Source organism: Sphingobacterium sp. IITKGP-BTPF85, from assembly GCF_001006065.1.
GTDB classification, from domain to species: Bacteria; Bacteroidota; Bacteroidia; order Sphingobacteriales; family Sphingobacteriaceae; genus Sphingobacterium; species Sphingobacterium anhuiense.
Map to the genome: position 1 here is coordinate 1 of NZ_ASZT02000155.1, position 12,028 is coordinate 12,028.

The window sequence follows — 12,028 nt, forward strand, 5'->3', positions numbered from 1 at the left end:
TTTTTAAGATAACTCATCAATTGTTACAACAGGAATATCTTTTCCGTGTACGATCTGTAAGTCACGTTCATTTTTATATGAATACCCGCTCTTTTCATCCAGTTCCCATAGCATTGGTGCAAAGAAATTAACACAGGTACTAAAGCCCTGTAAGATAGCAGACATAACCCCTGTATCTTTAGAATTTTTAGCTTCGTTTTCTATTTCAAAAACTCCGTTAAAAGCGCGCTTTTGCAAAGTATCAACAAATGCTCTCCAGTCCATGCTATCTGACCCTCCAAATCCGGGAAGCATGGCTTCGTAATGATGTCTATCCCAATCATGTGCTGGAATTGCAATATTAGCAGCCTTAGCAAGTTCAGCATCAACATGCTGCATTGGATACATACCGCCCCAGTCCGTGCGCGCTTGCGTACTTAAATTGCGTGTAGTCTTGATATGAATACGGTGTAACCGCTCTATATCCATAGCATTGATAACAGATACTGGATCTGTATTTTGCCAGACATCATGTGATGGATCATAGATTTCACCATGTGCTTTACTTGGTATCATTTCATACATCAATTTTCGTGCGGCCAATACTGCTGGCAAATTATTATAAGTACTGCTATAACGCGACGATCTCCAGCCTTCCATAGGACAGTTTTCATACAATACCGTTACCCCTAGATCTTCAGCATATTTAATAATTGGTGCAAAAACACGTTTGTACTCATCTAGATTTTTCTGAAAGCCATCTATCTGATTACCAAGATCATGATTATAACCAACAAAAGTCCCCACTTTTACATTATTGGCATCTCCTCCGAGTAAATGAGCAATCCGAATAAGTTTTAATAAATGATTCTGATTTTTAACCCGTTCACCTTCTTCTCCACCGATCATATTCTCGAAAGCTCCCAAAGACAGATGTAAAGCGGCCTGATTAAAAACTTCTATTGTACGTTTTGCATCCTCCGCTGTAAAACCTTCATAATTGAGATGTGTTGCCGTATGATCCTGACGTGTGCCATCTTTTCTAAACACACATAAATCAATACCTGAAGCTCCGACTTCTTTTGTTTTATCTATTAATTCAGGTAAATCCAGCTTGTCAAATGCTGAACTCATCACCCATATTGGATTATTCAATTTGCGATTCATATCTATACTACTTGTTTTTATCGGTTCTATGACATAACCATGCATATGCTCTTTTTTAGAGTTTTTACAACATTGCTATTTCATAAATATAATGTATTTCTATATAAATGGTAAAAATTAAAGATACAAAAAAAAGCTATCTCACACGAGATAGCTTTCATATTATTTATGCAAAATTAAACTAATCTACATTGTCATGTAAAAAAGAATTATTGGGTCTAATTTCTGTATTTCCATCTTCAAAAGACAGTGTAAATCTGGAAACCTGAGATTGTGAAGAATGCGGCGTATCATCTAATGACATTTGCTTTCTTTTGTAAGCTGGCTCATTTTCCAATTCCTGAAGACCATTTGAAGATTTTAATTTCATACTCAACTCCTTCAATCTCAAAATACGTTCTTTTGTACGTACCAATTGATCTTCAAAAGAAACTTGCTCCTCTTCCACCTGTTCTATCTCAGCTTTATTATTAACAGAAGCAGAGAAATTATTTGCCTGCTCCTCTTGCGGAGAAACAGATCCAGCAGTGTAATCGTCAAATACCGTAGGCATCTGAAATTGAAATACAGAAGGAGAAGTTTTTAATTGGAAATCATTTCCCTGATTTGCTGACGAAGCCTCTTCTTCGACCACTTCTTCAAAATTTAATTCATGACGAATAATCGAATTCCCTTCAACAGCCACCTGTTGTTGAACAGCATTTTTAGGTGCAGAAAACAAATCGTTAGTCGGGATAGGAGCTGAAACGTTTTCTGGATTTGTTTGCACAGGATTAACAAGAGGTGTATTCGTCACTTCCTTCTGTACAAATTGATTAACCGGTTTAACAAAGATGCTACTTGTTCTGCAGCCGTTAAAGGCATCGTAACTTTCGTATTTTCGCGTTCAATATCCCTTTCCTCAGAAGTCTGGAATCCTGTCGCAATAATTGTTACAGATAGTTCCTCGCCAAAGTTTTCATCAATACAATTACCCCAAATTAAATCTGCAGAAAGACCAGCTTTCTCTTGAATATAATCCGTAATAATAGCAACCTCATCCATGGTTACTTCCTTTAAACCAGAAGTAATATTCAGTAAGATATAACGAGCACCTTCAATTTCATTATCTTTTAATAGCGGAGAAGCAAGAGCTCCTTCAACTGCTTTAATAGCTCGGTCTTCACCTTCAGCAACAGCATTACCCATAATAGCAACACCACTATCATTCATCACTGTGCGCACATCTTTAAAATCGACATTTACATAACCAGGGATAGTAATGATCTCAGCGATACCTTTTGCGGCAGTTGTTAAAATATCATCAGCTTTTGCAAAAGCTGCTGTCATGGTAAGATTCCCAAAAATCTCTCTCAAACGATCGTTAGAGATCACTAAATACGAATCTACATATTTACGCAATTCCGATAAACCTTCTTCGGCTTGCGAACGGCGACGTTACCTTCGAAAGTAAAGGGAGTTGTAATAATCGCAACAGTCAAAATACCTAATTCCTTAGCTGCTTTTGCCAATACGGGACTAGCTCCAGTACCAGTACCACCACCCATTCCTGCAGTAATAAACAGCATTTTGGTATTAGTACCTAACATACGTTTGATATCGTCAATACTTTCGATAGCTGAATTTTCACCTACATCAGGATCTGCACCAGCACCCATACCTTCTGTCAAACTCATACCCAATTGTACTTTATTAGGTATTGGACTTAACTCCAAAGCTTGAGCATCGGTATTACACACGATGAAATCTACCCCACTAATTCCTTGTTTATACATGTGGTTAACGGCATTACCGCCACCACCACCAACCCCAATAACCTTAATTATTGATGATTGTTCTTTTAACATTTCAAACTGTATTGACATAACTTATCCCTATTTAACTCATAATGACTTCAGTACAAACTTCACCTAAACTCAATATTCGTAATGTAATAATAACATATTTTCAACAATTTTTTTCCACAAATGTTTAAAATGTGGAAAAAACATAAAGTGTTGAAAACTATTTTTTATCCAAGAAAGTGGCATCATCAATTTCATTGCCATCCTTCATTAATTTTTTGAACCATGTTAGCAAACCATGCTCCTTCTGTTGTTGCTCGCCGACCTCTTTCACAGACTCAGCATCCTTCTTCACAACTTTAGGCGCTCTTCTGGTCTCTACTTCATCCTCGTGCGCCTGAATACCCTTCATCAACAAACCTATACTGGTAGCATATAATGGACTTTTCAATTCTTCATACAAAGCCTTTGGCAAAACTTCATTTTTTGCCAAGTATTCATTAGGAAAACCGATACGGCAATCAATGCCAGTGATATATTCAACAAGTTGTACCAAATGTTTCAATTGGGCACCACCTCCAGTAATAACGATTCCACCGATCAGTTTATTTTCATAACCAGAAGATTTGATCTCATAGTACACATGTTCAATAATCTCCTCCATACGTGCTTGAATAATGTATGCAAGATTTTTTACTGAAATCTCTTTAGGTTCACGACCTTTTAATCCGGGAACACAAATTACTTCGTTTTCCTTATTTTCATCAGCTAATGCAGATCCGAATCGTGTTTTTAACAACTCAGCTTGACTTCTCAATACAGAACAACCTTGACGAATATCTTCCGTCACGATATTCCCTCCTAAAGGAATTACAGCAGTGTGACGAATGATTCCTTCATGGAAAATCGCTACGTCTGTAGTACCTCCTCCAATATCAACTAAAACAACACCAGCATTTTTTCGTCATCATCCAATACAGCTTCAGATGATGCCAAAGGTTCAAGAATTAATTCTGAAACCTCTAAATTTGAATTATCAATACATCTTTTAATATTTCGAATATCCGTAACACGTCCCGAAATAATATGGAAATTCGCTTCAATGCGACGTCCTGCCATACCGATCGGTTCTCGAATACCCGGCTCATTATCGATCGTAAATTCCTGCGGCAACACATGGATAATTTCTTCTCCAGGAGGCAACACTAATTTATACATATCCGAAATAAGACGTTCAATATCTTTTCTTGTAACTTCATCATCGCTATCAGTCTTGGTAAAAATACCACGATGTTGAATACTTTTGATATGTTGGCCAGCAATACCAACATTCACCACTTTGATATCAACATTTGATTGATTTTCGGCTATTTCAACCGCTTCAAGAATGCTGCTCACCGTTTTTTGAATGTTCGCGACCACACCTCGGCTTACTCCTGCCGAATCTGCTTTACCAACGCCTAAAAGTTCTATTTTATTTCCGCCACTACGTCTTCCAACTGTAACGCAAATCTTGGTTGTACCAATATCGAGTCCCACAATAATTGGGTTCTCTCTTTCGATTTCTGCTGATTTTGGATTCATAATATTCTGTATTGATGCTGTATACTATAATGTGTTATTCTTTACTTTCTTCTCCGGGTTATGCAGATCATCAAATGTCCAAACACCACGTTTTTCACAAATAATTTGACCTGCATATTTTACATTCACTTTATTGTAAGCGTCAACCCCGACTTTAGGGATTATTTCTTTATAAAATGTCTGCAACAAACTAAACTTTTGGTCTAAAGAATCGGCAGTGCCGATAACAAGCTGCTGATTTCCGACTCGAGGTACCAATTCAATATCTTTATCATTGTTAACAAATACCTGTACAACTTGATTGCTCCACAGCTCATCATTTTCGATAAACTGTGTCACTCGTAATAAATCTTTTACCAGTGTAGAGTTAATCGAATCCAAAGGATTCTTATACCCCTCTTCAATATTACCTGTTGCAATCATGACATGAGGTACATATTTCAATGTAGTTGGTACCTTCAGTCCATTTAAATCGATATAATATTCCCGACCATTCTTATTAATGACACGCATAACGACTTCCCGTTGCGCGATATTAATGGCTAGAATACCATCCATATCCAAATGAACCGTTGCCTTAGATACGTAAGGCAACTTTTTCAACGTTTTTTCGATCTTTTCTAAAGGAATATCAAGTAATGGCTTACCAATTATATTGCCATAACTTTTACTGATAAGCGCAGAGATATCTCCTTGATCAATAAAAGCTTCTTTTCCTTCAATAAAAATATTTACCTCACGACATACTTGCAGGTCATCTTTGCGATTGACCAAGGACATCACAATGATTACAGCTATCACACCTAAAAAAAAGAGTGATAAATATAATACGCGATTCCATCGTATGTTGTGTAAATATTTAAGCATGTGCTAAAATTTCCTTCAATGGTTTTACTAATTTATCAATATCACCAGCTCCAACTGTCACCAACAATTCCAATTTTTCACACTGAGCAATTGCCAATACTTCCTCGGCTGTAACAACAGCTTTTTCCGGTGCCGTGATTTTACTCAACAACCAAGATGAATTTACACCTTCGATAGGTAATTCACGAGCAGGATAGATTTCCATAAGTAGTACACGATCTGCCATAGAAAGCACTTCTGCAAATCCTTCTATAAAATCACGGGTTCTCGTAAAGAGATGTGGCTGAAATACAACTGTCAACTTCTTATTCGGATATAGCTTACGCATCGAGCTCAAAAATGCACGCAACTCTTCCGGATGATGTGCATAATCATCTACATAAATAGCAGACTGACTTCTTACGATATATTCAAAACGTCTTTTAACACCTCTAAAATTCGTTAGTGCAACTTTTATTTTATCATCTGCAATACCCAAAATACGGGCAACAGTTATTGCCGCTACAGCATTTTCAACATTATGCGTGCCCGGTATTCCCAAATGAATATCTTCAATCTTTGCATCTCCTGAAATGTAATCAAAATAAAATTCTCCATCTTTAACATGTACATTAGAAGCATAAACATCTGCAACATCATGTCCAGAATACGAGATTTGACTTTCAAATGGTAAACCCTTCTTAACAATACGCGTACCACCTTCAACAACTCGATCCAAATACATTTGAAAAGTCGTTAAAAGTTGGCTTGCATCACCATAAATATCCAAATGATCAGCATCAGCTGAAGTCACAATAGCTATATTAGGATGTAAGGTTAAGAATGAGCGATCATATTCATCCGCTTCTACGACGACCACATCATTATTACCATACAAAACATTTGTATCGTAATTGGAACTGATACCGCCTAGAAAAGCAGAGCAGTCAAAACCACTATCCTTTAATATGTGGGCCACCATGGTAGAAGTTGTCGTTTTACCATGTGTACCCGCCACACCAATTGTAAAACGACTTTCACTAATGATACCTAAAACTTCAGATCTCTTATGTAGCGTATGCCCTACTTCTTCCAGATGATGTTTAATTTTAGAGTCTTTAGGAATAGCAGGAGTAAAAATGATTAATGTTTCTTCATTAGAAATATTAAATATCGGATCTATCGTATTGGCATCATCAAGATACGAAATTTCAATTCCTTCGGACACTAATGTTTTAGTCAATTCCGTTTCCGTACGATCATATCCCTTCACTACGCATCCTAAGTGAGCAAAATAACGAGCAAGTCCACTCATTCCAATTCCACCTATCCCAATAAGATATACTTGTTTGATTGCGTCAATTTTCATTATTTTTACCCTTTATTTGCTAATTTTAAAACTTCTTTTGCAATGACTACGTCCGCATCAAGAAGCGCTAATTTCTTTATATTTTGAGCCAAAGCTTTCGATTCAGATTCATTACCGAGCAAAGCAATAGCTGTGTCAAATAATGTTGCTTTTGCCTCGTTATCCTTAACTAATACCGCCGCATGTTTATTCACCAAAGCCATCGCATTTTTTGTTTGATGATCTTCCGCTACATTGGGCGAAGGAACCAATATTACCGGCTTACCAACAACACATAGTTCTGAGATCGTTCCAGCACCTGCACGGCCAATAATCATATCAGCCGCTGCATAAGCGTAATCCATACGTTGCAAGAAAGCAAGCATATGAACACGACCAGAAAGTTTATCTTTCAATTCTTGACTTAATTGATCGAAATAGTAACTTCCACACTGCCATATCACTTGTATATTTGCATCATCAAACTTCCCGAGAGAAGCCATTACACTTTCATTCAAAGTACGTGCTCCTAGACTGCCACCCGTGACTAAAATTGTCTTTTTATCAGCATCTAATCCAAAAAATGCCAACGCTTCTTCACGCTTACCTTCAATCTCAATAGAAGCACGGCGAATCGGATTACCCGTTAACAATAATCTCTCTGCTGGAAAAAATTGTTCCATACCTTCATAAGCAACACAAATCTTAGCTGCCTTATTTCCTAAGCGCTTATTGGTAACTCCCGCATAAGAATTTTGTTCTTGTACGAGTGTTGGTATATGCAATCGATTTGCTACCATCAATAAGGGGCCAGAAGCAAAACCACCAACACCAACAGCTACATCAGGTTTAAACTCACGGACAATTGTACGTGCTTTGTTCATGCTTTTAAACAGCTTGAACGGTAAAATATATTTTCCAAAACTGTTGTCTATTGATCCCTTGAATATCTAATCCCACGATTTTATAACCTGCTGCTGGAACTTTCTCCATTTCCATACGGCCGTTAGCTCCAACAAAAAGAATTTCATTTTGCGGATCCAATGCTTTTAGTGCATTAGCAATTGCTACTGCCGGAAAAATATGTCCGCCAGTACCACCACCACTTATGATCACACGTATAGCCATTCTTTATATCTTTTATACCGGAATCGTACCAACGACCACTCTTTTTTCCTTTGGTCGTTCATCCAATTCCTGTTTACCTTTTAACTCTTCAATATTTCTACTTACACTTAAGATAATTCCTAATGCAATACTGGTAAATAGAATTGATGTTCCTCCCATACTCACTAAGGGAAGCGGAACACCGGTCACCGGACCCAAACCTACTGCTACTGCCATATTCGCAAATGCTTGAATAGTCAAACTAAAGCCTAGCCCTGCGGCCAAAAAAGCACCAAATGCTTTAGGGCTTAATGTCACAATACGAATACATCTATACATCAAAGCGAGATATAGAAAAATTAAGACGACACCGCCTATTGTTCCATATTCTTCAATGATGATGGCAAATATAAAATCCGAATAAGGGTGTGGCAATACATTTCTCTGAATACTATTACCTGGTCCTTTACCAAAAACACCTCCCGTCGCTATTGCAATCTTAGCATTATTAGCCTGATAGTTTTTATCATCCTGAAATGAAACAGGCATACCTTCCTGTTTATCTTTTTCAACCCCAATAAAAGACTTGACACGACTGTAATAAGTTGCTCGTCTTGGACCGATCGAAACAACAATTATTCCGAGCAATACCACGCCGGCAGATACAATAGCGATCTGCTTAAAACTAATACGCCCAATTAAGAGCAGTAATACACATACCCCAAACAACATAATTGCTGTAGACATATTCGCCCAAGCAATTAAAACAAAGACACCACAAACAGCACCCATGATCGGAATAAATGATTTCTTGACATCTTTTATCTCCTCTTGCTTCCTAGACAACATACGAGCTAAGAACGTAATCAATGCCAACTTTGCCAAATCGGAAGTTTGAAACGTCTGATTAATCACAGGGATCGTAACCCAACGACTTGCATCATTCACCTTACTTCCAAAAATCAATGTATATAAAAGCAATGGAACCGTTATCGCCATCAACAATTTGGAAATACCTGCATAATAACGGTAATCCAGTTTATGCGATAAATACATCAACACAAAACCAACAGCAATCAAAGAGAAGTGCTTGAACAGATATAATTCTGTTCCCTTACCTTCTTTATATGCCAACGTTCCTACAGAACTGTAGACCGCTAACAAAGACCAGCCCGAAAGCAGGATTACAATAATCCATATCCAACGGTCGCCCTTTAATTTAGAAAGTAGATGCTCTACCATATTTAATTACTTTAGATTTATAAAACCTATATCCACTACAACTCCATCACTGCGGCTTTAAATTTATCACCGCGATCTTCGTAATTTTTAAACCAGTCAAAACTTGCACACGCTGGTGACAACAATACCGTATCTCCTTTTTGAGCCAAATGAGATGCTAATTGCACCGCATCTTTCATAGAAGAACTGTTTACGATCAATTCCGTATCATCTTCAAATGCGGCGTGAATAGCCGTATTATCTTTGCCGATACAAACAATAGCACGTACTTTATTTTTAACTAAATCGCGCAACATTTCATAATCATTGCCCTTATCCACGCCACCTAACATCAAAACGATAGGTGTGGATACACTTTCCAAAGCATACCAAACCGAGTTAACATTGGTTGCTTTTGAATCATTAATATAATTAACGCCACCTATACAAGCTACTTGCTCCAAACGATGTGCAATATTAACATATGAGCTCATACTTTCCTTCATAGCTTGATTTCTCAACTCTTGAACCTTAGCAATAAGGCCAGAAGCCATATTGTTGTACACATTGTGTTTCCCTGTCAAAGACAACTCTTCCGTTCTCATAGTAAATGTATCGCTATTAGGTATGTTAATTATAATATCTTTAATTGAAGTCAAATATGCTCCAAATTCTACTTTTTGTTCCTGTGTAAAAGGCAAATGCATTGCTGCAGTATGATGTCTTTTTAAACCTGTTGCTGTTTGTGGATCATCCAGACAATAAATGAAATAATCGTCTTTTGTCTGATTTTGAATCATTCGAAACTTAGAATCCACGTAATTCTCCACCTTATAATCATAACGATCCAGATGATCAGCGGTAATATTCAAAATAACAGCGATGTCTGCTCTAAATTGGTACATATCATCCAGCATAAAGCTCGAAATTTCCAATACATAAACATCAAATTGCTCACGTGCTACTTGCAGCGCAAAGCTTTTACCGATATTTCCTGCTAATCCTACATGTTTACCTGCATGCTTCAGCATCTCATAGGTCAACATGGTAGTGGTCGATTTCCCATTTGATCCCGTAATACAGATCAATTTAGCGTCGGTATATTGTGCAGCAAATTCTATTTCTGCAATAACAGGAATATGTTTAGCTTTCAACGCAATGACTAAAGGAGCATGTTCCGGAATACCGGGACTTTTCACAACAAGATCCGCCAATAAAATACGTTCCTCGGTATGAGTGCCCTCCTCATAAGCAATCTGTTCTTCATCCAGCTGCACTTTATAGTGCGATGCAATCATTCCCATATCAGAAACAAAAACATCAAACCCTTTCTGTTTTGCCAGTATAGCAGTACCTACACCACTCTCACCTGCTCCAAGAACGATTAGTTTTCCCGACTGTGGATAATATGTTGATGAAATGTTCGCCATACTGTTATCTAATTTTTAATGTTACGATGGTCAAAATGGCCAAAATAATTCCAACAATCACAAACCGGGTTACAATCTTAGCTTCATGATAACCTTTCTTTTGAAAATGATGATGCAAAGGAGACATTAAGAAAATACGTCTTCCCTCACCATATTTTTTCTTTGTGTATTTAAAATAAGAAACCTGCAAAATAACAGAAACCAGTTCCAATAAGAAAACACCGCACAATATCGGGATCAGCAGTTCTTTACGGATCAAAATCGCAAAAGCGGCAATAATACCACCAATAGCCAAACTACCCGTATCTCCCATAAATACCTGAGCAGGATAAGTATTGTACCATAAAAAGCCAACGCATGCCCCAACAAAAGCACCTGCAAAAATCACAAGCTCTCCCGAATTAGGAATATACATGATATTCAGGTAGTCTGAAAAAATAACGTTACCGGACACATAAGCTAAAATGGCTAGTGTAACACCAATAATTGCAGAAGTACCCGTGGCTAAACCATCAATACCATCTGTTATATTTGCACCATTAGATACCGCTGTCACAATAAATACTACAACGACCAAGAATACAATAAACGTTAAAACATTACTATTAAGTCCAAATACCTTAAACACTTTAGCATAGTCAAATTCGTTATTCTTATAAAAAGGAATATTTGTTTTCGATGATTTCACATTCTCTGCATAAGTCTTCTCACCGGTACTCTGATTGATCACAACCTCAACAGGTTTAGTCGAAGTAGGTGACGCAACATTTTGACGTACGACAATTTCTGGATGAAAATACATTGTACATGCAATGAAAATACCTAAACCAGTTTGACCGATTACCTTAAAACGGCCAGCCAGACCTTCCTTATTATGACGAAATACTTTAATATAATCATCCAAAAATCCGACAGCTCCCATCCAAAGTGTAGAAACGATCATAATGATGACATAAATATTCGTCAGCTTCGCAAACAATAAAGTCGGAATAAGAATACCTGCAATAATAATCAAACCACCCATAGTTGGTGTACCTTGTTTCTTTTTCTCCCCCTCTAATCCTAAATCACGGATGGTCTCTCCCACTTGCTTATTCTGAAGTACCTGAATCAGTTTTCCTCCAAACACAGTCGTGATGATCAATGATGCAATCACCGCCATCGATGTTCTGAAAGAAATATACTGAAACAGTCCAGCTCCTGGAATGTGCACGTATTCGTTTAACCATGTGAATAAATGGTACAACATATTCTTATTCTTCGTTAAATGTTAATTCAAATTTCTTTATCATCAAAATGATGGCGTACACCATTCACCTCTTGATACTTTTCATGTCCTTTTCCAGCTACCACAATAATATCACCTGGCTTAGCCAATTGATATGCTACTCGGATAGCCTCTTTACGATCGGCAATAGACAAAACTTTACTCTTTTGCTCAGGAGCAACACCCGCTTCCATCTCTTTGATAATAACAAGCGGATCTTCCGTTCTCGGGTTATCTGATGTTATAATCAGGCGATCACTATAACGTAATGCCGACTGTGACATCTCGGGTCTTT

At 37.5% G+C, this 12,028-nt stretch carries 8 protein-coding genes and 3 pseudogenes; all 11 read right to left on the minus strand.

The window, feature by feature from the left end:
• Positions 1-3: 3 nt before the first annotated feature.
• Entirely contained in the window at positions 4-1,146 is a 1,143-nt protein-coding gene (locus tag L950_RS21350; protein ID WP_031288438.1) for a sugar phosphate isomerase/epimerase family protein, read from the minus strand.
• Positions 1,147-1,327: 181 nt separating this feature from the next.
• A pseudogene (gene ftsZ, locus L950_RS21355) lies at positions 1,328-3,011 on the minus strand (cell division protein FtsZ).
• 139 nt (positions 3,012-3,150) lie between these two features.
• Positions 3,151-4,514 (minus strand): annotated as a pseudogene (ftsA, locus tag L950_RS21360) (cell division protein FtsA).
• Between the two features lie 24 nt (positions 4,515-4,538).
• Entirely contained in the window at positions 4,539-5,315 is a 777-nt protein-coding gene (locus L950_RS21365) for a cell division protein FtsQ/DivIB (RefSeq protein ID WP_231577760.1), read from the minus strand.
• 58 nt (positions 5,316-5,373) lie between these two features.
• Positions 5,374-6,729 carry a UDP-N-acetylmuramate--L-alanine ligase gene (murC, locus tag L950_RS21370; protein ID WP_021190260.1) on the minus strand — a complete coding sequence of 452 codons (1,356 nt, stop codon included), beginning with the start codon at positions 6,727-6,729 and terminating at the stop codon, positions 5,374-5,376.
• Positions 6,730-6,734: 5 nt separating this feature from the next.
• The gene (locus L950_RS21375; RefSeq protein ID WP_410528149.1) at positions 6,735-7,391 is read right to left on the minus strand and encodes a UDP-N-acetylglucosamine--N-acetylmuramyl-(pentapeptide) pyrophosphoryl-undecaprenol N-acetylglucosamine transferase; all 657 of its coding nucleotides are present in this window, start codon (positions 7,389-7,391) and stop codon (positions 6,735-6,737) included.
• 78 nt (positions 7,392-7,469) lie between these two features.
• Positions 7,470-7,836 (minus strand): annotated as a pseudogene (locus L950_RS36840) (UDP-N-acetylglucosamine--N-acetylmuramyl-(pentapeptide) pyrophosphoryl-undecaprenol N-acetylglucosamine transferase); the annotation flags it as partial.
• Between the two features lie 12 nt (positions 7,837-7,848).
• Complete coding sequence (locus L950_RS21380; RefSeq protein WP_021190261.1) at positions 7,849-9,057, minus strand: FtsW/RodA/SpoVE family cell cycle protein; 1,209 nt, start codon at positions 9,055-9,057, stop codon at positions 7,849-7,851.
• A 35-nt stretch (positions 9,058-9,092) separates the two neighbouring features.
• Positions 9,093-10,466 (minus strand): UDP-N-acetylmuramoyl-L-alanine--D-glutamate ligase, encoded by a 1,374-nt coding sequence (gene murD / locus L950_RS21385; RefSeq protein WP_021190262.1) that lies wholly within the window; start codon positions 10,464-10,466, stop codon positions 9,093-9,095.
• A gap of 4 nt (positions 10,467-10,470) precedes the next feature.
• Positions 10,471-11,715, minus strand: a complete 1,245-nt coding sequence (gene mraY, locus L950_RS21390) for a phospho-N-acetylmuramoyl-pentapeptide-transferase (protein WP_021190263.1) — start codon at positions 11,713-11,715, stop codon at positions 10,471-10,473.
• A 26-nt stretch (positions 11,716-11,741) separates the two neighbouring features.
• Positions 11,742-12,028 (minus strand): glutamate ligase domain-containing protein (locus L950_RS21395; RefSeq protein WP_410528148.1); only part of this gene is annotated, 287 nt, incomplete at its 5' end.